Annotated in this window: 24 protein-coding genes; 14 read left to right on the forward strand and 10 right to left on the reverse strand. The window is 71.0% G+C overall.

Annotation, left to right across the window (positions count from 1 at the left end; translation table 11 throughout):
• The first annotated feature begins 59 nt into the window (after window positions 1–59).
• Window positions 60–710 carry an SIMPL domain-containing protein gene (locus ACFUN8_RS05480; RefSeq protein WP_383631803.1) on the forward strand — a complete coding sequence of 217 codons (651 nt, stop codon included), beginning with the start codon at window positions 60–62 and terminating at the stop codon, window positions 708–710.
• Between the two features lie 26 nt (window positions 711–736).
• On the opposite strand, the gene efeU is transcribed toward ACFUN8_RS05480, so the two are convergent.
• From efeU to efeO, 3 genes are all read right to left on the reverse strand, one after another.
• Entirely contained in the window at window positions 737–1,642 is a 906-nt protein-coding gene (gene efeU / locus ACFUN8_RS05485; protein WP_383631806.1) for an iron uptake transporter permease EfeU, read from the reverse strand.
• Window positions 1,643–1,736: 94 nt separating this feature from the next.
• Window positions 1,737–3,047 (reverse strand): iron uptake transporter deferrochelatase/peroxidase subunit, encoded by a 1,311-nt coding sequence (efeB, locus tag ACFUN8_RS05490; protein WP_383631809.1) that lies wholly within the window; start codon window positions 3,045–3,047, stop codon window positions 1,737–1,739.
• Window positions 3,048–3,057: 10 nt separating this feature from the next.
• The gene (gene efeO / locus ACFUN8_RS05495) at window positions 3,058–4,209 is read right to left on the reverse strand and encodes an iron uptake system protein EfeO (protein WP_383631812.1); all 1,152 of its coding nucleotides are present in this window, start codon (window positions 4,207–4,209) and stop codon (window positions 3,058–3,060) included.
• Window positions 4,210–4,406: 197 nt separating this feature from the next.
• Here efeO and ACFUN8_RS05500 point away from each other — a divergent pair, with 197 nt between their 5' ends.
• The 8 genes from ACFUN8_RS05500 to ACFUN8_RS05535 all read left to right on the forward strand — a co-directional run bounded on the left by ACFUN8_RS05500 (window position 4,407) and on the right by ACFUN8_RS05535 (window position 10,108).
• On the forward strand, window positions 4,407–4,826 hold the full coding sequence (locus tag ACFUN8_RS05500) for a molybdopterin-binding protein (RefSeq protein WP_383631815.1): 420 nt from the start codon (window positions 4,407–4,409) through the stop codon (window positions 4,824–4,826).
• Window positions 4,827–4,969: 143 nt separating this feature from the next.
• A complete protein-coding gene (locus ACFUN8_RS05505) occupies window positions 4,970–6,361 on the forward strand; it encodes an extracellular solute-binding protein (RefSeq protein WP_383631818.1) in 1,392 nt (463 codons plus the stop codon).
• Window positions 6,351–7,226: a carbohydrate ABC transporter permease gene (locus tag ACFUN8_RS05510; protein WP_383631821.1), complete on the forward strand. Its 876-nt coding sequence runs from the start codon at window positions 6,351–6,353 to the stop codon at window positions 7,224–7,226. The genes ACFUN8_RS05505 and ACFUN8_RS05510 overlap by 11 nt, the downstream gene beginning before the upstream one ends.
• Window positions 7,223–8,149 (forward strand): carbohydrate ABC transporter permease, encoded by a 927-nt coding sequence (locus tag ACFUN8_RS05515; RefSeq protein ID WP_383631824.1) that lies wholly within the window; start codon window positions 7,223–7,225, stop codon window positions 8,147–8,149. Before ACFUN8_RS05510 ends, ACFUN8_RS05515 begins: the two co-directional genes overlap by 4 nt.
• 85 nt (window positions 8,150–8,234) lie before the next feature.
• A complete protein-coding gene (locus ACFUN8_RS05520) occupies window positions 8,235–8,711 on the forward strand; it encodes a VOC family protein (RefSeq protein ID WP_383631827.1) in 477 nt (158 codons plus the stop codon).
• Window positions 8,712–8,762: 51 nt separating this feature from the next.
• On the forward strand, window positions 8,763–9,182 hold the full coding sequence (locus ACFUN8_RS05525; RefSeq protein WP_383631830.1) for an ArsR/SmtB family transcription factor: 420 nt from the start codon (window positions 8,763–8,765) through the stop codon (window positions 9,180–9,182).
• Window positions 9,179–9,628, forward strand: coding sequence for an SRPBCC family protein (locus ACFUN8_RS05530; RefSeq protein WP_383631833.1), 450 nt, complete (start codon window positions 9,179–9,181; stop codon window positions 9,626–9,628). The genes ACFUN8_RS05525 and ACFUN8_RS05530 overlap by 4 nt, the downstream gene beginning before the upstream one ends.
• Window positions 9,629–9,697: 69 nt before the next feature.
• Entirely contained in the window at window positions 9,698–10,108 is a 411-nt protein-coding gene (locus ACFUN8_RS05535) for a cytidine deaminase family protein (RefSeq protein ID WP_383631836.1), read from the forward strand.
• Window positions 10,109–10,182: 74 nt separating this feature from the next.
• On the opposite strand, the gene ACFUN8_RS05540 is transcribed toward ACFUN8_RS05535, so the two are convergent.
• From ACFUN8_RS05540 to ACFUN8_RS05555, 4 genes are read right to left on the reverse strand one after another with little or no spacing between them, the layout of a single operon-like run.
• Complete coding sequence (locus tag ACFUN8_RS05540; protein ID WP_383631839.1) at window positions 10,183–11,415, reverse strand: ABC transporter permease; 1,233 nt, start codon at window positions 11,413–11,415, stop codon at window positions 10,183–10,185.
• The gene (locus tag ACFUN8_RS05545) at window positions 11,412–12,170 is read right to left on the reverse strand and encodes an ABC transporter ATP-binding protein (RefSeq protein ID WP_383631842.1); all 759 of its coding nucleotides are present in this window, start codon (window positions 12,168–12,170) and stop codon (window positions 11,412–11,414) included. Before ACFUN8_RS05545 ends, ACFUN8_RS05540 begins: the two co-directional genes overlap by 4 nt.
• Window positions 12,167–13,444, reverse strand: a complete 1,278-nt coding sequence (locus tag ACFUN8_RS05550) for a peptidoglycan-binding protein (protein ID WP_383631845.1) — start codon at window positions 13,442–13,444, stop codon at window positions 12,167–12,169. Before ACFUN8_RS05550 ends, ACFUN8_RS05545 begins: the two co-directional genes overlap by 4 nt.
• Window positions 13,441–13,998, reverse strand: coding sequence for a hypothetical protein (locus ACFUN8_RS05555; RefSeq protein ID WP_383631848.1), 558 nt, complete (start codon window positions 13,996–13,998; stop codon window positions 13,441–13,443). Before ACFUN8_RS05555 ends, ACFUN8_RS05550 begins: the two co-directional genes overlap by 4 nt.
• An 87-nt stretch (window positions 13,999–14,085) precedes the next feature.
• Here ACFUN8_RS05555 and ACFUN8_RS05560 point away from each other — a divergent pair, with 87 nt between their 5' ends.
• Together ACFUN8_RS05560 and ACFUN8_RS05565 are read left to right on the forward strand one after the other, a co-directional pair.
• Entirely contained in the window at window positions 14,086–14,739 is a 654-nt protein-coding gene (locus tag ACFUN8_RS05560) for a response regulator transcription factor (RefSeq protein ID WP_383631851.1), read from the forward strand.
• Window positions 14,740–14,812: 73 nt separating this feature from the next.
• Window positions 14,813–16,042 (forward strand): sensor histidine kinase, encoded by a 1,230-nt coding sequence (locus ACFUN8_RS05565; protein WP_383631884.1) that lies wholly within the window; start codon window positions 14,813–14,815, stop codon window positions 16,040–16,042.
• On the opposite strand, the gene ACFUN8_RS05570 is transcribed toward ACFUN8_RS05565, so the two are convergent.
• Together ACFUN8_RS05570 and ACFUN8_RS05575 are read right to left on the reverse strand one after the other, a co-directional pair.
• Window positions 15,987–16,712 carry an HAD family hydrolase gene (locus ACFUN8_RS05570; protein WP_383631854.1) on the reverse strand — a complete coding sequence of 242 codons (726 nt, stop codon included), beginning with the start codon at window positions 16,710–16,712 and terminating at the stop codon, window positions 15,987–15,989. The genes ACFUN8_RS05565 and ACFUN8_RS05570 overlap by 56 nt on opposite strands.
• Window positions 16,713–16,750: 38 nt before the next feature.
• Complete coding sequence (locus ACFUN8_RS05575) at window positions 16,751–17,599, reverse strand: tetratricopeptide repeat protein (RefSeq protein WP_383631857.1); 849 nt, start codon at window positions 17,597–17,599, stop codon at window positions 16,751–16,753.
• 168 nt (window positions 17,600–17,767) lie between these two features.
• Between ACFUN8_RS05575 and ACFUN8_RS05580 the strand changes: the two genes are divergently transcribed.
• A complete protein-coding gene (locus ACFUN8_RS05580; RefSeq protein ID WP_383631860.1) occupies window positions 17,768–18,061 on the forward strand; it encodes a putative quinol monooxygenase in 294 nt (97 codons plus the stop codon).
• Between the two features lie 59 nt (window positions 18,062–18,120).
• On the opposite strand, the gene ACFUN8_RS05585 is transcribed toward ACFUN8_RS05580, so the two are convergent.
• Window positions 18,121–18,801: a TetR family transcriptional regulator gene (locus ACFUN8_RS05585; RefSeq protein WP_383631863.1), complete on the reverse strand. Its 681-nt coding sequence runs from the start codon at window positions 18,799–18,801 to the stop codon at window positions 18,121–18,123.
• A gap of 117 nt (window positions 18,802–18,918) precedes the next feature.
• On the opposite strand from ACFUN8_RS05585, the gene ACFUN8_RS05590 reads away from it, so the two are divergent.
• On the forward strand, window positions 18,919–19,851 hold the full coding sequence (locus tag ACFUN8_RS05590) for an SDR family oxidoreductase (protein ID WP_383631866.1): 933 nt from the start codon (window positions 18,919–18,921) through the stop codon (window positions 19,849–19,851).
• Between the two features lie 190 nt (window positions 19,852–20,041).
• Window positions 20,042–21,136 (forward strand): lactonase family protein, encoded by a 1,095-nt coding sequence (locus ACFUN8_RS05595; RefSeq protein WP_383631869.1) that lies wholly within the window; start codon window positions 20,042–20,044, stop codon window positions 21,134–21,136.
• The last annotated feature ends 57 nt before the right edge of the window (window positions 21,137–21,193 follow it).

Consider the following 21,193-nt stretch of genomic DNA (forward strand, 5'->3'; position numbering starts at 1 on the left):
CTCCTCCCGGGTCCGGTGTGCGTCGGTCGGGCTGATCGCGGCCTGGTTGGATGAGTGGCATGAACGGTACTCAGTCCATAGACGCCCCCTGGGGCATATCGGTGTTCGGCGCGGCCAGCGTGGACGCCCCGCCGGACCTCGCCCGGCTCCGGGTGGCGATCGAGCAGACCCGGCAGAAGCCGGGCGAGGCGTTCGAGGTCACCCGGGGCGGGGTCAACCAGATCCGGGAGGTGCTGCGCGGCCACGGGGTCCCCGACACCGCCGTGTCCACGTCCCGGCTGGGTCTCAAGTCCACGTGGAGCTACGGCAACGAGCGCAAGTTCCTGGGTTACGAGTGCACCGCCTCGTTCGTGATCGAACTGCGTGAACTCGACATCCTGGAGACCGTGCTCATCGATGTCGTCGAGGCCGGGGCGAACCAGGTCGACGGTGTCGAGTTCGACGTGCGGACGAAGAAGGAGCTGCGCGCCCGGGCGCGCACGGCAGCGGTGGCCGCCGCGCGGGAGAAGGCGGCGCTGTACGCGGAGGCCGCCGGGGTCCGACTCGGTCCGGTCATCCACATCAAGGACGTGGACTCGGAGAACATGCGCAACAGCTACCGCAGCCACAGCAGCAGCGGTGGTGGGGACGGCGGCGACGGAGACCTGACCCCCGGCAAGGTCAGCGTCTCGGCGGGCGTCGTCATCGGCTTCTCGGTCATCGGGGGCTGATCGGTCCGTCGTCCCCCGGAGCCGGACTACGGCGTCTTCGAGGCCGACTCGGAGGAAGGTTTCGGGGCCGGCTCCGAAGAGGGCTTCGGGGACGGCTTCGGGGGCGCCGCCGGAGCGGGGCGCCCCGACTTCCCGCGCTGCGGCGCGAGGAAGAAGAACATTGTCGGAACCAGATACAGCGCCCACACCGTCACCTGGACGACGGTCGGGTCGGGCTGGAAGTTGAACACGCCCTTGAGCAGGGTGCCGTACCAACTGTCCGGCGGGACCGTGCTGGTGATGTCGAACGCCTTGTTCTGCAGCCCGCCCAGGAAGCGCGCCTCCTGAAGGTCGTGCACCCCGTACGCGAGAACGCCCGCGGCCACGATCACCAGCATCGAGCCGGTCCAGGTGAAGAACTTCGCCAGGTTGATCTTCAGCGCGCCCCGGTAGAACAGCCAGCCCAGCACGAGCGCGGTGGCGATCCCCAGCAGCACACCGACCAGCGGACCCGACCGGCCCTCGCCGCCGGCCCGCACCGACGCCCAGACGAACAGCGCCGTCTCCAGCCCCTCCCGGCCCACGGCCAGCAGCGCGGTCGCGACCAGCGCGCCCGTACCCATCTGCAGCGCCGTGTCGAGCTTGCCGTGCAGCTCGCTCCTGAGATGCCGCGCCGTACGCCGCATCCAGAAGATCATCCAGGTCACCAGGCCCACCGCGATGATCGACAGCGACCCGCCGAGCAGCTCCTGCGCCTCGAACGTCAGCTCCTGGGAGCCGAATTCGAGCGCGGCGCCGAAGGCCAGCGAGATGGCGCAGGCGATGCCGATGCCGAGCCATACGGGCCGCAGGGCGTCGCGCCGGTCGGTCTTGACCAGATACGCGACGAGGATGCAGACGACCAGGCTGGCCTCCAGCCCCTCGCGCAGACCGATCAGATAGTTGCCGAACATGCCGGCCGTCCTTCCGCCGATGTCGCTGGGCGTGTCACGGGAGTGCGGGTCACGAAAGTGCGCCTCATGAGAGCGCGGGTCGGGAGAGTGCGGGTCACGAGAACAGCTCCCGTCCCCACCAGTCGTCCTTGTCCCGGACGCCCGGCGGTACGGCGAAGACCGCCGAACCCACGTGCTGGATGTACTCGTTGAGCGCGTCCGCGCGCGACAGACTCCGCTGTACGGGGACGAACGCCTCCCGCACGTCGTGCTGGTACGCGAGGAAGAACAGGCCCGCGTCGAGGCGGCCGAGTCCGTCCGTACCGTCGGTGTAGGAGTAGCCGCGGCGCAGCATCCGGGCCCCGCCGTTGGAGTCGGGGTGTGCGAGGCGTACGTGCGACGTGGGCAGCATCGACTTGAGGAACGGTTCGTCGTGCTCCTTGGCCTTGCCGACCGCCGCGCCCTCACCCTTGTCCCGTCCGAAGACGTCCTCCTGCTCCTGGAGGGAGGTACGGTCCCAGGGCTCGATCCGCATCGCGATCCGGCGGGCCACCAGATAGGAGCCGCCGGCCATCCAGGCGGGACCCGCCTTGGGGGACACCCACACGTGCCGGTCGAGCGCCGCCGTGTCGGTGCCCGCGACATTGCGGGTGCCGTCCTTGAAGCCGAAGAGATTGCGCGGGGTCTGCGCGTCGGGCGTGGTGGACGAGGTCTTGCCGAAGCCGAGCTGCGACCAGCGGACGGCGATCCGGCCGAAGCCGATCCGGGCGAGGTTACGGATGGCGTGCACCGCGACCTGCGGATCGTCGGCGCAGGCCTGGACGCACAGGTCGCCGCCGCTGCGCGCCGGGTCGAGATTGTCGCCGGGGAACTTCGGCAGGTCCACCAAAGCCTCGGGCCTGCGGCCCGCCAGACCGAAGCGGTCCTCACGGCCCTGGCCGGCCGCCGTGAAGAGGGACGGGCCGAAGCCGATGGTCAGCGTCAGCCGGGACGGCTTGAGGCCGACGGCCTCACCCGTGTCGTCCGGCGGCGCCTCCGGCAGTCCGCCGAACGCCCCCTCGCCGACCGCGCGTCCCTCGGTCATCAACGCGGCCGCGGCGGTCCAGTCCTTGAGGAGCTGGATCAGCTCCGCCCGGTCCTTGGTGGTGACGTCGAAGGCCGCGAAGTGCAGCCGGTCGGGGACGGCGGTGGCGATACCGGCCTGGTGCGCGCCGTGGAACGGGACGGCCGCGCCCGCCGACCCGGCGGGCTCCGTCCCGTCCGTGCCGCGCAGCGCGACGGCCGTACCGCCGGCCACGGCGGCGCCGAGCGCGAGCCCCGCACCGCCCCAGCCGATCACCGAACGGCGGGACGGCGCACGGCTTTCCTCGGCCGCACCGGCCGGGTGGCTCGGGGCGTTGGAGTTGAAGTCGGTCTCGTCGGACATGGCCGCGCCGCTACTTCACGACCGCGGCGGCGAGCTTCGACAGCGGCTCGGCCAGCGCGTTCACCGCGTCGGACAGCTCCTTGCGCTCCGCCTTGCCGACCTTGTCGTACGACGTGAACACGTAACTCGTCTTTTCCTCGCGGTACTTGTCGAGCAGCGTGTTCAACGCGGCGAACTGCGTGTCCAGTTCGCCGGTCAGCGCCGCGTCGTTCTTCGACGCCACCGGCTTCAGCAGCGCGTACGACTTCTCGGCGCCCTCGACGTTGGCCTTGAAGTCGACGAGGTCGGTGTGGCTGTACCGCTCCTCCTCGCCGGTCACCTTGCCGCTGGCGACCTCGTCGAGCAGCTCCTTGGCGCCGTTCGCCATGGACGTCGGAGTGATCTCCGCCGTGCCGACCTTCTTCTGCCAGACGGTCAGGTCCGCGATCAGCTGATCGGCGAGTTCCTTGTCGCGCGGGGTGATCTTCTTGTCCTGCCACAGCGCCTTCTCCAGGCGGTGCCAGCCGGTCCAGTCCGTCTCGGGGTCCTGGCCCTCTTCGAGGCCGTCCGCGCGCAGGTCGACCTTCGGGTCGATGTCACCGAAGGACTCGGCCACCGGCTCGGTGCGCTCCCAGCCGATGCGGGAGTCCGCGTACGCCCGCTTCGCGGCCTCGATGTCACCGGACTTCACGGCCTCCGCGAACACCTTCGCCTTCGGCAGGGTCTCCTCCGCCTGCTCCAGCGTGTACTGGCGGTACGCGGCGACGGCCGCGTCCAGCTTGGGGTCGCGCTTCGCGGTCCTGCCGCCGCCGGTGGCCTTGACCTGCTGCCGGATGCCCTTGCCCTTCATGCCCGGCTTGCAGGCGATCTCGTAGTCGCCGGCCTTGATCTCCGCGGTGATGTTCGCCTTGGTGCCCGCACCGATGTTCTCGCGCTCGGTGACGATCCGGTCGTCGGGGAACAGGACGTAGACCTCGGTGACCTTCGAGCCCTTGTTCTCCACCGCCAGTTGAAGGTGACCGGCGGGGAACTCCTTCTTCGACACCTCACAGGAGGTGTCGGTGGCCGTGACCTCGATCGCCCCGTCTCCTCCGGCGTCGCTCTTCTCGGCGCACGCCGTGAGGGTGGTGAGGGCGGCGACCGCGGCGACGGCGGTGACCACGGAGAGACGGACGGGGCGCATGAGGGCTCCAGCGGCTGAGGACAGTGTTCGTCGCGGCCCCGGAATGAGGCGAGCCTAAGTTAGCCCCGCCTTACTCGTGAGAAATCAGAGCAAATTCCCAGATACTGGCGTCAATGGGTAGTTAGCCTTTACTCATCCTTTTGAATGGCCTCACTCCTGTCCGCTCCACGCCCCCCATCAGCGAGAGGCCGACCCATATGCAGCTGAGCATCCGCAACCAGATCCCCGGCACCGTCACCGATGTCACCCCGGGGGAGGTCATGGCCACGGTCAAGGTCCATCTGTCGGGCGGGCAGGACATCACCGCCGCCATCACCCTGGAGGCCGTCCAGGATCTCGGTATCGGGGTGGGCTCCGCGGTGCGTGTGCTGGCCAAGGCGACCGAGGTCTCGCTGGCCACCGGGCCGATCGAGGGGCTGAGCATCCGCAACCGGCTGTCCGGCACCCTGATCGAGATCGTTCTCGGCGTCAACCTGGCGAACGTCAAGGTGGCGGTGGACGACGCCGAACTGACCGCCGTGATCACCAGGGAAGCCGTGGAGGAGCTGGGGCTCACCCCCGGCACCGGGGTCACCGCGCTGATCAAGTCGACGGAGATCTCCCTCGCCACGGACTGAGGCCGTCCGGCCGTGCTGACCGGACGTCGTGACTGACCGGCTGACCGAATCCCCGCTCGTCCGGGGCCGTCCGGGTGCGGGACGCTTGTCGGCGCGCCCGCACCCGGCGTCCCTCGCCCCCGTCCCCCACCGGAGAGGCATCCATGGCGGCCACCGAACGAGGCGCGGGGCACCGAGGCACCGTCCCCGCCACCCTCGCCATCCCCCTCGCACTCTCCCTCTCCGTCCTGCTCACCGCCTGCGGCGCCCTCACCCCGGGCAGCGGTTACGACGCGAACACCGTCCGGCCCGGAGCCGTACCCTCGTCCACGGCCGTACCCGACGAGGACATCACGCTGCGGCTGAACTTCGCGGACGCGCCGGTGATGGTCGACGCGCTGGCCGCCGCCTTCGAGGAGAAGCACCCGCGTATCGACGTACGGCCGGAGTACACGCAGTTCGCGGACTACGTGAAGAGTCTCAAGCTCACGATGACCTCCGACACCGCGCCCGACATCGCGCAGTACGCGGTGGGGATGGACGCCCTCGCGCACCGCGGCGACATTCTCGATCTGGCGCCTTACCGGGACGCGTACGGCTGGCGGAAGGAGTTCCCCGCGGCCAATCTGGCTCAGCTCACCGCCGGTGGAGGTGACGCCCCGTCAGATTCCTCGGCAGGTCGCACAACGGGCCACCAGCCGCTGTACGGCGTGCCCGTCGGACTCTCCATGACGGGGCTCTACTTCAACAGGAAGCTGGCGGCGACGGCGGGCATCAGCAGTCCGCCGCGAACGCTCAAGGAATTCGAGGAGCAACTGGCGGCGGCGAAGAGGGCCGGTCTGACACCCATGAGCCTCGGCGCGCTCGACTCCGGCGGTCTGCATCTCTGGGCCGCGCTCGTCAACGTCATGATGCCGCCCGAGGAGTACCGGGCCTGGGTGGACGGCCGTGACGGAGCCACGATCGAGACCGAAGGCGCCCTGAAAGCAGCCGAGTTGGTGGCCGAGTGGGCGGCGAAGGGATACTTCGACCCGTCCGCCAACGGCACGGCGCAGGTCGATTCCACCGCGCGCTTCACCCGTGACGAGAGCGTCTTCCTGATCAACGGGAACTGGGCGGCGGGCCAACTGGTCGGCGCCATGGGGGAGAACGTCGGCTTCTTCCCCATGCCCGGTCCCGTCGAATCCGCGCGGTCCGTGGCCTCCGGCTTCAGCGTCGCCTACTCCGTCTCCTCGCGTACCCGGCACCCCGAGGCGGCCGGCGCGTTCCTCGACTTCATGGCCTCGCCCGAAGCCGCCTCGATCGTCGCGGCCAACGGATTCCTCCCTCCGGACCCGGACGCCGTGCCGGACCAGAAGGGCGTACTGGGTGAAGTGGCCGCCGCCCACCGGCGCGTGGTCGCCGACGACGGCACGAACCAGTTCCCCGACTTCACCGCGCCGTCCATGCTCGACCGGCTCCGCTCCGGCGTACAGAGACTCATCGCCGACCGCACCGGGCCGGCCAAGTTCCTGGCCGAGATCCAGGACGTCTGGGAGGCGCACCATGAGCAGTAGCCACCGGCGCGGGGCGATGCGCGGCTATCTCTACGTACTGCCCGCCCTCGCCGTCTACACGGTCTTCGCGGTGCTTCCCGCGCTCCACACCGCCTATCTGTCGCTGTTCGACTGGGACGGCATCACCCTCGGCAGCTGGGTGGGGCTCGACAACTACCGCGAGGTCTTCCGGAACCCCGTACTGCTGCGGTCCCTGGTCAACGCCCTCACGCTGGTGGTCTTCTTCTCCTTCGTCCCCATCGCGATCGGTCTGCTGACGACCGCCCTCCTGGCCCGGTACCGGCGGCCGGGCATGGGGATCTACCGCGTCCTGTTCATGCTTCCGCAGATCGTGCCGCTCGTCGCCGTCGGTGTGACCTGGCGCTGGCTGTACGGGGACGACGGGCTGGTGAACGAGACACTGCGCGCCGTCGGGCTCGACGGGATCACCCGCGCGTGGCTCGGTGACTTCAACACCGCCCTGATCGCTGTGGGGCTCGTCGGCACCTGGGTGCTGAGCGGGCTGTGCATGATGCTCTTCCTGAGCGGGGTCCACAAGGTGGACCCCACCCTCTACGAGGCGGCGCGGCTCGACGGCGCGGGTCCGGTGAGGGAGTTCGTCTCCGTCACGCTGCCTCAGCTGCGCGGCGAGTTGGCCATCGCCCTGACCGTGACGATGGTGGCCGCGCTCGCCAGCTTCGACATCGTGTACGTCACGACGAACGGCGGCCCCGGCGAACAGACCACCGTGCCCGGCCTGTTGGTGTACAGGCTGGCCTTCTCGGACGGCGACGTGGGTCTCGCGTCGGCGCTGGGTGTGGTGCTGAGCTGTCTGATCCTCGGGCTCGTCTACGTCGTCAACCGGCTTGCGAGGTACGAGACATGACGACGGAGAACCTGACCACCGCGGACAGGCAGGCCGCGGACGGACCGGCCGGAAATGGGACGGCCGGAAGCGGGACGGCCGCGGACAGGCCGACCGCGAACAGGACGTCACGTACGGAGCGTTGGTCCGGCTACGCGCTCCTGACCGTCATGGCGATCGCCGTCGTCGTCCCCTTCCTGAGCGTCTTCCTCGCCTCCCTCCGGCCCGCGGGGGAGCCAGTCACCGGGCCGGCCTGGCCCGAGGAGTGGAGCCTCGCCAACTACCGGCAGGCCTGGAGTGTGGCCGGTTTCTCGGACCTGATCCGGTCGAGCCTGGTCATCGCGGTCGGAGTCGTACCCGCGTCGCTGGTTCTCGCGACCCTGGCCGGCTACGCGCTGGGCACGATGAAGCTGCCCGGCGGCAATGCCGTGGCGGCGTTCTTCATCGCCGGCCTCACCATCCCGGTCGAGCTGATCGTGGTGCCGCTCTACTTCGATCTGCGCGCGGTGGGACTCACCAACACCTACCTCGGCGTCATCCTCGTGGAGATCGCGCTGTTCATGCCGTTCAGCGTGTTCTGGATGCGGACCCACTTCCGCTCCACACCGCCGTCGCTGGTGGAGGCCGCGCGGATCGACGGAGCCTCGTCCGCCACGATTCTGCTCCGCGTACTGCTCCCGCTCGCCCGCCCGTCGCTCATGACCCTCGGGGTTCTGGTCTTCATGTGGTCCTGGAACCAGTTCCTGCTGGTCCTGGTACTCATCCAGGACGCGACCATGCGTACGGCCCCGGCGGGCCTCGGCTTCTTCGTGGGCCAGAACAACACCGACGTGCCGACGCTGGCCGCCGGAACGGTCATCGTGATGCTGCCGATCATGATCGTCTATCTGCTGTTCCAGCGCAGCTTCGTGACCGGGCTGCTCCAGGGAGCGACGAAGGGCTGAGCGGCTCCCGCTGCGATGAGTTTCGGCCGGTGCGAGAGTCGGAAGGGCAAGAGGCAGCGAACCGCGACGACACCGGGAGACAGCCATGCCGAGGATCACCCCCAATCTCTGGTTCGACGGGCAGGCCGAGCAGGCCGCCGAGTTCTACATCGGGATCTTCCCGAACTCCAGGATCACCGGCATCACCCACTACGGCGAAGCCGGTCCCGGAGAGGCCGGCACGGTGCTCACCGTCGACTTCGAACTCGACGGATTCCGCTACACCGGGATCAACGGCGGCCCGCAGTTCACCTTCGACGAGGCCATCTCGTTCCTGATCGAGTGCGCGGACCAGGAGGAGGTCGACCATTACTGGTACAAGCTCTCCGAGGGCGGCGAGGAGGGCCCCTGCGGCTGGCTGAAGGACAGGTACGGCCTGTCCTGGCAGGTCGCGCCGGGCGGGATGAACGAGCTGCTGAACGACCCCGACCAGGAACGTGCCCAGCGGGCGATGAAGGCCATGCTCGGTATGAAGAAGATCGATCTCGCCGCTCTGCGCGCGGCGGCCGACGGCACCGCCTGATACTTAAGCGGTTACTTGACTGTTGGCGTCCCGGCTGTAATAGTTAAGTACGTGCCTAACTATGAAGGCTCGTTGGACGCGGTGTTCCAGGCGCTGGCGGACCCGACCCGGCGGGACATGGTCGAACGGTTGATCCGTGGCCCGCTCTCGGTCAGCAAGCTCGCGCAACCCCTGGAGATGTCGCTGCCCGCCGTGATGCAGCACCTCCAGGTGCTCGAAGCGTGCGGGCTGGTCCGGTCGGAGAAGGTCGGCCGGGTCCGCACCTGCCGCATCGAGCCCGCGGGGCTGCGGATGGCCGAGGGCTGGATCGGGCGGCAGCGCACCGAGTGGGAGCACCGCCTGGACCGGCTCGGCGACCACCTGTCGGAAGAGGACCGCCTCTCGGCACAGGACCGTCCGTCGGAACAGGACCTCCTGCCGGAACCCGGGCCGACAGAGCAAGGATCAGCAGAGCAAGGGAGCACACCATGACTGACCAGACCTCCACCCACGCGACGTTCACCATCGAACGCGCCTACGCCGCGCCGCCGGCCCGCGTGTTCGCCGCCTGGTCCGACCCGAAGGCGAAGGCCAGTTGGTTCGCGGGCCCGGAGAACGCGTACGAACTCGACTTCCGGGTCGGCGGCCATGAGGTCAACCGGGGCACGGCCCCGGACGGCACGGTGATGACGTTCGAGTCCGTCTACCACGACATCGTCCCGGACGGGCGGCTCGTGTACAGCTCGACCATGCACGGCGGGCAGGCTCTGTGGACCGCCTCGCTCACGACGGTGGAGTTCGAGCCCGACGGTGACGGCACCCGGCTGACCCTCACCGAGCAGGGCAGCTTCCTCGACGGATACGAGAAGCCGGAGTGGCGCGAGCACGGCACCGGCGAATGGCTCGGCGCGCTGGACGCGTACCTGACCCGTACCTGAATCGGGCCTGAATCGGGCCTGCGATATGGGGACGCGGGCGGGGTGCGGGGCGACGTAGCGTTCCGTCGCGTGAAGACTCCATCGAACAGTGAATTGATCGACACTGCACAGGCGGTGCTCCACCCGCACCGGGTGGGCGACCGCCTCTTCGGTGATGTGGCGGCCACCCTTGTCACGGACTCGGGGGCGCTCTACTCCGGCGTGTGCGTCGACACCGGTTGCGGGACGGGATTCTGCGCGGAGCACGCGGCGATCGCCGCCATGGTGACGGCCCGTGAATACCGGATCCGTAAGGTCGTCGCGGTGTGGCGGAACGAGGAAGGCGCCCTGCACGTACTGCCGCCGTGCGGCCGGTGCCGGGAGTTCGTCCGGCAGATCGACCCAGCCAACATCGACGCGGAGGTGGTCCTGGGCCGGAACACCTCGGCGAGTCTGCGTGAGCTGCTGCCCGCCAACGAATGGCCGCAGCCGCTTGACTGACCGCGTCCGTCGGGATGGGTTGAGCCGGGCCGAGTCGTGCGACTCGGCCCGGCCCGAACAGAGTTGACGGCCCATCAGGACGCGGCCAGCGCCTCCGTCGGTGGCAGACGGGCGGCGCGTACGGCGGGGTAGAAGCCCGCCAGGCCGCCGATCACCAGCGTCGCCGCGACACCGCCGGCCATCGCCCACAGCGGCACCACCGTCGGCCAGCCCTGATATCCCGCGTAGCCGGCGGTGACGCCGATGCCCAGCAGGACACCGCCGATCCCGCCGAGCGCGGACAGCAGCAGCGACTCGCAGAGGAACTGCGTACGGATCTGCCCCCGCGTCGCGCCCAGTGACCGCCGCAGTCCGATCTCGGCCCGGCGCTCCAGCACGGAGATCACCATGGTGTTGGCGACCCCGACACCCCCGACCAGCAGCGCGACCGCGCCCAGGCCCAGCAGCAGACCGGACAGCGCGTCGTCCGTCGCCTGTTTCGCCGCCAGCGCGTCGGAGGGCCGGGAGACCTCCACCTCGTTCGGACTCCGCGGGTTGGCCGTGGCGCCGAGCACGCTCTGTACGTCCTCGACGGCCGCTTCCCGCGCCCGGGTGTAGACGGTCGTCGGATGACCGTCGAAACCGAGGACGTCCTCCGCCGCCGGCCAGCCGACGAGGGCGGCGGCGTCGAGTTCCGGGGCCAGCTCGTTCGGTGCCAGCAGCCCCACGACGGTGAACCACCGCCCGCCCAGCCAGACTTGGGACTCCGGGCCGGCCTCCAGGATGCCGAGATGCCGGGCCGCCTTGGCGCCGAGCACCGTCGACGGGTACCGGTCGTTCGCCGCGTTTAGCCAGCGGCCGTCCACGACGTCCGTCCGTACCGTCTTCGTCAGATCGGTCCGGGCCGCGAACACGCCGATGCCGCCCGTCTGTTCCTTCGGGATGTGGTCGGTCCGATAGACGGCCGCCTCGGTGCGGCCGATCGCCGAGACCGACTCCACACCGCCGGTCGCCGCGATCATCCCGACCGCCTCGTCGGGCAGGGACGCCTGGTCGCCGCCGAAGGACTGTCCGGGGCCGACGGTGAGCAGATTGGTGCCGAGCGCCGCCATCCTCCGGTTCAACTCCTCCTGACTGGAGGTGGAGATGCCCACGACGCCGATCATCGCCGCTATACCGATGGCGATGCCGAGCGCGGAGAGGAACACCCGCATGGGGCGCGAGCGCAGGCCCGAACCGCCGACCCGTACGACATCGGCGGCGCCGAGCCGGGCGGGACGCGGACGGGCGGGCGCGGGACGTGGGGGAGCCGCCGTACTCGTACTCATACGCCGACCCCTCGCCGTACACGATCGCCCGTGGCCGTGGCCGTGGCCGTGGCCGTGGTCCTGGTCGCGTACGTGCCCGTGGCCGAATCGTGCTCGACCCGGCCGTCCTTGAGCCGTACCTCGCGCGGCAACGAGGCGGCGATGTCCCGGTCGTGGGTGATGACCACGACCGTCGTCCCGGCCCGGTGCAGCTCGTGCAGCAGCTCCATGACGACCGCCCCGGACTTCGAGTCCAGCGCGCCCGTCGGCTCGTCCGCGAGCAGCAGCGGCGGATCCCCCAGCACCGCGCGGGCGATCGCCACGCGCTGCTTCTCACCGCCGGACAGCTGATGCGGTTCGTTGTGCAGCCGGTGCCCCAGACCGACCCGGCGCAGGGCACGTTCGGCGAGCCCCCGCCGCTCCCCGCGTGAACGGCCGCTGTAGAGCAGTCCGTCGGCGACGGAGTCCAACGCCGGTACACCGGGGGCGAGATGGAAGGACTGGAACACGAAACCGATGGACTGGGCGCGCAACGCGGACAGTTCGCGGTCGGACAGCTCCGCCACGGCGTGTCCGTCGATGCGCACCGTGCCGGCCGTCGGGCGGGCCAGCGTGCCCATGATGTTCAGCAGGGTGGACTTGCCGGAGCCGGACGGGCCGACGATGCCCAGCAACTCGCCCCGCTCGACGACGAGTTCGGCGTCGGCCAGCGCGGCGACCGCTCCGTACGTCTTCGAGACACCCGCCAGCTCGACGACGGGCCAGTTCGGCGTCACTGGGGCACCCCCACACGCAGGCCCTCGGTGATGCCCTTGCCGGACACCTCGACCAGACCGTCCGCGAACAGACCCAGCTCCACCGGACGGTTCTCGACGCCGTCGTCGGTGAGTGCCTGCACGGCGTAGCCGCCGCCCTGACGGGCGATCAGCGCGTTGACAGGCACGGCGAGTACGTTCGCGCGGCTCTCCGCGCTCAGCTTCACATCGACCGGCGCCGCCTGGTAACGCCCGAGTTTCTTCTGGTCCTTGACGGTCAGTTCGACCGGGAGGGTGGCGTCCTCGGCGCTCGCGTCGCTGCCGTTGCCGTTGCCGTTGTCGGAGGGCGCGGCGGTTGCCGCGGCGCCGATGTCGGTGACCTTCGCGGCGACGACGGTGCCGTCGGGGAGCGCCACCGTGGCCGCCGTGCCGTCCTTGACGAGGTCTTCGAACCGCACCTCCAGATCGACGGTGACCACGCGTCCGGTGCCGGTCCAGGTGAGAACGTCACCGGTGAGCGCGCCGCCCCGCGTGGCCCCGACCTCGGCGACGCGCCGGGCGCCGGGTGCCACCACCGCGTCGTCGGGAGTCACCGTGCCGGTCTCCTCCCGGCCCAGATCCTCCTGCCAGGCCCGTACGGCGTCGGCGGTCGTGCCGGTGTACTCCTCGTCCACCGTGAAGCCGGTGTGCCCGAGCGCGGCGAGGTTGCGCTCCAGCATCAGGACGTCCTTGCCCTCGGAGCCGACGTCGAGCGTGCGGTACAGCGGGGTGGACCCGTACAGCAGGACGGACTCGCGTTCGTCGGCGCTGTAGACGGGCTCGCCGCGCTCGATCTCGTCGCCCACGTCCGGCAGCCAGGTCAGGGTCCCGGAGCCGGTCCCGGTCCCGGAGCCGCTGTTGGCGTCTGGGCCGCCGCCGGTCGAGCCCTGAGTTCCGGAACCTCCTCCGGTGGCCGGGGCCTGTACGGTCGTCGCCTCCCCGTACCCGAGCGCGCCGTCCACGGTCTCGCTGCGGGTGAGCGTGGTCTTCTCCACCGTCGCCGATTTCGCCGGACGGGAGGGTGCGGCCTCGGCGGACTCGCCACCGTCGCCGCCCAGTACACCCGTCGCGCCGACGCCACCGGCGGCGACCACCGTCAGGGCGGCCAAGGTGATGAGCGAGGCGCGCAGCGTACGGCGCCGGGGGCCGTCGTGCCCGGTCGTCGCGTCGGGCGGGACGTCGGCGGAATCGTCCGGCGGCCGGATGTCGCCGGAGCCGTCCGGCGACGTGCCGTCGTCCGGTTGCTGGAAGGTCACGAGCCGCCGCCCCGCTTCATCATGACGCCGCCGCCGGGGAACTTGTCGCGGCAACTGTCCATCGCCTTCTGGAAGGTGGCGTCGTCCGGGCCCGCCCCCGCGGCCATGGTGATCTCCATGGAACCGCCGTTGATCTTCGGGTCGGCGAACTCGGGCACACCGTTCTCGCGTACGCACTCGGCCCACGCCGCGACCTTCGTCGAGTCGAGCGCGCCACCGCCACTGCCGCCCATGCCCTGCGGCGACAGCTCCACGCAAGCCTCCTGCGCCTTCTTGAACTCCGGGGACTCGGGGTCCACACCGCTGCTCGGATCGAGCCTGATACCGCCGCCCTCACTGGGATCCGGGAACTTCGTCACCCCGTTCTCCCGCATGCACTTGGCGTACGCGAGAGTCCGCTCCTCGGGGCTGGTGGGGGAGGCGTCCGGCCCGGAGCCGGTGTCGGCCGCCGAGGACGAGCCGTCGTCGGAGCAGCCCGTGAGGAGCACTCCGGCGAGCAGCAGCGGGACGAGGGAAATGATGCGCGCACTCTTGCGCCTGGATGAGTGGGTCATGGCGCAACATCTACCGACCGGGCGGTTACACGGCGGGAACGCACGCTGTTATGTCGCTGTAACCCCTGGTCCTGCATGCTGTGTGACATGCGTGTACTGATCGTCGAGGACCACCGGGAGCTGGCCGAGACCGTGGGCGCCGGCCTGCGGCAGGACGGCATGGCCGTCGATCTCGCCCACGACGGACCACAGGCTCTCGACATGACGGCGGTGTACGAGTACGACGTCGTCGTACTCGACCGCGACCTGCCCGGACTTCACGGCGACGACGTCTGCCGCGCCCTGGTGGCGGGAGGCGGCCGGTCCCGCGTACTGATGCTGACCGCGTCGGCCACCATCGAGGACCGGGTCGACGGCCTCGGCATCGGCGCCGACGACTATCTGCCGAAGCCGTTCGCCTTCGCCGAACTGATCGCGCGGGTACGGGCGTTGGCACGTCGCGCGCAGCCGGCCGTACCGCCGGTTCTCACCCACGGCGATCTCTCGCTGGACGCGAGCCGGCGCACCGCGCGGCGCGGCGGACGCCGCCTGGAGCTGTCGCCCAAGGAACTCGCCGTGCTCGAACTGCTGTTGGCGGCCCAGGGCGGCGTCGTCTCCGCCGAACAGCTCCTGGAACGCGCGTGGGACCAGGCGGCCGACCCCTTCACCAACACGGTCAAGGTCACGGTCAGCAGGCTCCGCCGCAAGCTGGGCGAGCCGCCGGTGATAGAGACGGTGCCGCATGCCGGCTACCGCATCTGAGCGGGCGCGCCGAACGCGGCGTCCGCTCCGAGTCCGGCGCCCGCTCCGAGTCCCGCGCCCGCTCCGCGTCCGGCTGCCGGGCCAAGTCCCGCGCCCACGCTCGCCGTTCCGACGAATCCGCTGGACGGCCCGGCTCCGCCTCACCCTCCTCTACGGCGCGCTCTTCCTCCTCTCGGGGGCCGCGCTCCTCGCCATCACGTACTTCCTCGTCGCGAGCGGCGGCAAGCCCCGCGTGTTCTTCCTCGGCAGCGGCATGGAAGGCGGGCCGCCCCTGGACAGCGAGGCGATGCGCCACGCCATGAGGAAGGACGCCGACCGGCAACGGGAAGCGACACTCGACCAGTTGCTCGTCCAGTCCGGGGTGGCCCTCGCGTTGATGTCCGCCGTCTCCGTCGTACTCGGCTGGCTCACCGCCGGCCGCGTACTGCGCCCGGTGCGGACCATGACCGAGAAGGCCCGCCGTATCTCCGAACGCAACCTGCACGAACGGCTCGCCGTCACCGGCCCCGCCGACGAACTCAAGGACCTCGGCGACACGTTCGACAGTCTGCTCGCCCGCCTCGACAGCGCCTTCGACGCGCAGAAGCGCTTCGTCGCCAATGCCTCGCACGAGCTGCGCACCCCGCTCACCCTCCAACGCGCCCTGATCGAGGTCGCGTTGTCCAACCCGGCGGCCGACGCGCGCTCGCTGCGCACCGTGTGCGAGAGGGTGCTGGCCGCGGGGGAGCAGCAGGAACGTCTCATCGAGGCGCTGCTGACACTGGCCCGCAGCCAGCGCGGCCTGGAGCGACGCCGGCCGACCGATCTCGCGCCCGTCGTCGCCGACGCGCTGCGGACCGCGCCGTCCGACGGAGTACGGATCGAGCAGTCACTCGCACCGGCGTGGACGCCGGGAGAGCCGCGGCTGGTCGAGCGACTGGTCACCAACCTGGTCGACAACGCGCTGCGCCACAACGACGGCGGTGCCGACGCGTGGGTGCGGGTGCGCACGGGCACGGAGGGCGGGCGGCCGGTGCTCCGAGTGGTCAACAGCGGTCCGGTCATCCCGGCCGACCGCGTCGAGACGCTGTTCCAGCCCTTCCGGCGCGAGGTGTCCCGGGCGGGCGGCCCGGACGGTCTCGGCCTCGGCCTGTCCATCGTCGAGGCGGTCGCCACCGCGCACGGCGCGGAGCTGACCGCCGTACCGGGACCGGCGGGCGGGCTGGACATCACCGTGGCGTTCCGGGCTCTCCCACGGACCCGGGTGCCTACTCCCGGCCCTGCTCCGTCCCGGTCAGCCAGGCGTAGGCCGCCCGCGCGGTGAACTCACCCTGCCCACGCGCGAACAGCAGCTCCGCCCCGCGAAACGCCGGATCGTCGGCGGTGCCCGCCACGTACGGAACGGCGATGCACCGCATCCCGGCCGCCCGCGCCGCCGCCACGCCCGGTGCCGCGTCCTCCAGCACCACACAGTCCGCCGGGTCGGCGCCGAGGCGCCGCGCCGCCTCCAGGAAGACATCGGGCGCGGGCTTGCCGTGCGGGACCTCCTCGGCGGAGACCACGAGGGTGAAGTACGGGTCCAGCCCCGTGCCGCCGAGCACGGCCTCGATGGCGGCGCGGGACGAGCCGGAGGCCACCGCCATCGGCACCCCCTGCGCGTGCAGCCGCTCCACGAACTTCCGCATCTCCGGAAACACCTCGGTCGAGGCGCGCGCAAGCTCCAGATAGAGACGGTCCTTCACGGCGAGCAACTCGTCGACCGGGGTCTCGATCCCGTACTCCGCGCGCAGCGCCTCCAGCGTCTCGCGGGTGCTGATGCCGATGTACCGGGTGTGGTGCTCCCAGCTGAAGTCGTCCACACCGTGCCGGGCCAGCAGCCGCCGGCCGGCCTCGTAGTAGTTCGGCTCGCTGTCCACGAGGGTGCCGTCGAGATCGAAGACGACGGAGGGGGCGGAAGAGGCGGAGGAGGCGGAGGGGGTGCGCGCGGTGCTCATGGCTCCCAGCATGCCAACCCCGCCGCCATCCGTCCCGGTCAGGCGCCCGGGCGCCAGCTCATGGCGATCACCTCGGCGGGCGGGGCCGACAGGCGCTTGGCCTCGTCCGCCCACTCGGCCGCTTCGGCCGCGTCACCGCGGGCCTCGTGGTACGCGGCGAGTCTCCGGGCCGCCACCGGATCGTCGGAGTCCCACGCCGCCCGGCGGAACCACTCGGCCGCGGCGTCCTCGTCGCCTTCCCGCGCGAGGAGCACCCCCACGCAGCGCGCCGCCTTCGGATGGTCGAGATCCACCGCGTGCCGCCACGCCTCCAGGGCCCCGGCCACGTTCCCCAGATCCAGCCGTACGTGCCCCAGGTTGTACGCGCCGCCCCCGTTGCCACGTTCCGCCGCTCGGCCGTACCAGGGCTCGGCGGTCGTCAGCTCGCCCCTGTTGTCGTACAGCCGGCCGATGTTGAACGCGGCCTTGTCGGACCCCACTTCCCAGGCCCGCAGATACAGGCTCATCGACTCGTCCTCGTCCCGGTCCTCCATTAGCTTCCCGAGATTGACCAGCGCGGCCTGGTGCTCGTCCGCCACGGCCTGCCGGTACCAGCGCTCGGCCTCTTCGGGGTCGCCCTCGGTCTCGGCCCGGGACCCGAGGTTGAACGCCGCCTCCGCGGAGCCGGCGGCGGCCGCGCGCCGGCACCACTCCAGCCCCTCGCCGAGATCCCGGTGCGAGACGCTCACGCCGAGATCATTCGCGGCGTCCGCGTGCCCCGCCTCGTACGCCTGCCGGAAGAGGTCCTCGGCCTCCGGGACGTTCCCGGCGCGCCGCGCCGCCGTCCCGCGCTCGTGAAGCTCGCGCGCCTCGGCTGTGACCTCGGGTGATTGTCCTGCGTCGCTCATCTGTCGCCTCCCACCCCGCAACGACGTACGCGCGCCCCGGACGGTTCCGTACGACAGTTCCCCACGACGACAGCGGCCCCGCCGTATCCCGCCGGCCCCGCGCGCGGGACAATCCAACCGGTCCAGCCATGGCCCACGCAGCACCCCCGAACACCACGGAGGCCCGGCATGCTGATCGTCGCCGGTAAGGGTTACGTCGATCCGGACGGCCGTGCGGCCTTCCTCGCGGGCTTCGAGGCGGTGCAGCGGCGGGCGCGGGCCGAACCCGGCTGTCTGGACTATGTGGTGGCCGCCGACCCCGTCGAGCCCGGACGCGTCAACGTCTACGAGCGGTGGGAGTCACAGGAACATCTGGCGGCTCATCTGGCCCGGACGGCGCGGGAGGCACAGCCGTCCCCGGTCGTGCTCAGCATGGAGATCACGCAGTACGAGATCGGCGCGTCGGGCCCGCTCTCCGCGTGACCGGTGCCCGATCGTGACGAGCGCCCGATCGTGAAGCGGGTCCCGTCGTGACGCGCACCTCATCGTGACGCGCGCGCCAGCATCCCCGAGAGCACGACCTCCAGCATCTCCCGCAGTGTCGTCGTGAAGTCGATCCTCATGGCCGCCAGCGACGGGTCGGACTCGTAGGCCGCGAGCATCGCCGCCGACGGCTGGGTGTGGGTCCAGATCGGGCCCGCCGTCATGACACAGACGACGGCGAACCGCGTCGCGTCCTCCTCGCCGAGTTCGGGTACCCGGGCGCGTACCAGCCCGGCCAGCGTGCCCACGTTCGCGATCGCGGCGCGCTTGAACTCCGCCGCGACGGTCGGCGAGACGTTGCGCTCCAGGACCGCCGCCTGCGAGGCGGTCAGGTCGCACAGGACCGGGCGGTCCGCGAGCGAGGCCGCGACCACGGCCGCCACCCGGTCGCCGCGCCCCGGCATCGGGGCGTCGGTGTCGACGCCCGAGGCGAGTTCCTCCGCCAGATTCTCCAGCCAGTCCCGGAACGCGACGTCGAGCAGTTCGAGGAGTACGGCCTCACGGGACTCGAAGTAGCGAAGGACGTTCGACTTCGCCAGGCCGACGCGGCGGCTCAGCTCGTTGAGGCTCACCTGGGCGACCGGCATCTCGCTCAGCATCGACGCCGTCGTGTCGAGGATCGCCTGTCGGCGCTGGGCGCGCTGCTCCTCGCTGCGGGCGCGCTGGAAGGTGTGTGCCATGGCACGAGTCTACAGACCTGCGGTCTGTTGTTATCGGACCGGCGGTCTGCTAACTTCGAAACAGAAGAGACCGGCGGTCTTCTATGGTCGCCGTCCGCTGTCCCCGAAGGAGTCGTCATGTACGCAGTCCCCGACCAGACCGGTAAGTACGCCGTCGTCACCGGCGCCAACAGCGGCACCGGCAAGGAGGCCGTCCGCCGGCTCGCCGACGCCGGCGCGCACGTCGTCATGGCCGTCCGTACGGTCGCCAAGGGCGAGCAGGCCCGCGACGAGATCCTGGCGCGGCACCCGCACGCCAAGCTCGACGTACGCCGTGTGGACCTGGCCGACCTGGCGTCCGTCGGTGAGTTCGCCGACGGGCTCATCGCCGACGGCACCCCGCTCGACCTGCTGGTCAACAACGCGGGAGTGATGGCCCCGCCCTCCCGGGTGGGGACGTCCGACGGCTTCGAGCTCCAGATGGGCAGCAACTTCCTCGGCCCGTTCGCCCTGACCGTCCGGCTCCTCCCGCTGCTGCTCGCCGCCGAATCCCCGCGCGTGGCCACCATGAGCAGCGGCGTGGCCAACTACGGAGAGATCGACTTCGCCGATCTCCAGTGGGAGCGCCGGAGTTACAGCGCCAACCGCTCCTACGCGCAGTCCAAGCTCGCCGACCTCATCCTGACCCGGGAACTCGCCCGTATCGCGGCCGAGCGCGGCTGGCCGCTGCTGAGCACCGCCGCGCACCCCGGCTTCACCCGCACCAATCTCCAGACGGCCGGCGCGAGCCTCGGCACCGGCAGGCGGTCCCTGGGTTCGGCCCTGCTCACCAAGCTCGACTTCCTGCCCTCCCAGGGCGTCGAGCAGGGCACCGAACCACTCCTGTACGCCGCGACCAGCCCCGACGCGGTCGCCGCCGGCTACTACGGCCCCGGCGGACGCTTCGGCCTCGTCGGCCCCACGACCACGGCGCGTACGACCCGCAGGGCGCAGGACGCCGCGATCAACACGCGGCTGTGGGCGGAGGCCGAACGCCTCACCGGCGTCGCGCTCCCTGAGTACGCCCTCTGAGAGGAGATGTGCTCCCGGCCCGTCCGAAAGGGTGAACCGGCCGCCGGAATGGGTAGTTCAGGCGGCAGTGCCCGACGCCCGCCGGTTGGTCTAGACCGCCTGCTACCGTCGGCCGAGAGAGCCGTGAGTGCGGCGCACGCACCACCCACGGACGCACCGAGCGATCGAACGAGCGACAAGGGGACAGACAGTGGGCGACAGGAGCGACGGCAGCGGCGCCGGCGGGAGCGACGGGCGGGCCTACATCGGGTCGTTCACCTCGGCGGGAGGCCGCGGCATCATCGCCACAGCCGTGGACGCGGACACCGGGGCACTGACGGAACTCGGCGCGACGGACGCCCTCGCCGACCCCTCCTACCTGGCCCTCTCGGCCGACGGCTCGGTGCTCTACGCCGTCTCCGAGGGCGAGGAGGGCGCCGCCGCCGCCTTCGAGGTCACACCCCGCGCCTCGGGCGGCACATCGGCGCCGCGCATGATCGGCGAGCCGGTGCCGGTCTGCGGATCGGGCCCCACCCATCTCGCCCTCGCCGCCGGGCACTTGGTGACCGCCAACTACGGCTCCGGCAGCGTGACCGTCCTGCCCGTCCACGCCGACGGCACCCTCGGCGCCGCCGCCGGAATCCTCCAGCACGAGGGCAGCGGACCCGACTCCGACCGGCAGGAAGGCCCGCACGCCCACCAGGTGCTGCCCGACCCGGGCGGACGGTGGCTGCTCGCCGTCGACCTGGGCACCGACTCCGTACGGACAACCGCTGTCGACCCCGTGACCGGCGACATCACCCCGCACGGCGAGACCGCGCTGCGCCCCGGCACGGGACCGCGCCACCTCGTCTTCCACCCGGCGGGCACCCACGTGTACGTACTGAACGAACTGGAGGCGACCCTCACGGTCTGCCGCTGGGACGGGGACAAGGGCACGCTGGAGCCGGTCGGCGAGGCACCCGTCCTCCCGGACGGTGTCGAGGTGGCGAGTTACGCCTCCGAGATCGTCGTCTCGCACGACGGCGGGTACCTCTGGGCCGCCGTGCGCGGGCACGACAGCATCGCCGTCCTGACGCTCGACGAGACGCGCGAGAAGGCCGTTCTCGTCGCCACGGTGGACTGCGGCGGACGCTGGCCGCGCGATCTCACACTGGACCCGACGGGCCGCAGGCTCTACGTGTCGAACGAACACTCCGGCGACGTGACCTGGTTCGACATCGATCCGGCTTCCGGGGTCCCGTCCCGTGCGGGCTCGTTCGAGGCGCCCGCCGCCTCCTGCGTGATCTTCGGCCCACGAGGCTGACGCGGCCGACCCGGCCGCGGGGCGGCGCCGAACGCGGATCGCCGGACGGCCCGAGAG

The organism is Streptomyces sp. NPDC057307, assembly GCF_042667665.1.
Taxonomy (GTDB): Bacteria; Actinomycetota; Actinomycetes; order Streptomycetales; family Streptomycetaceae; genus Streptomyces.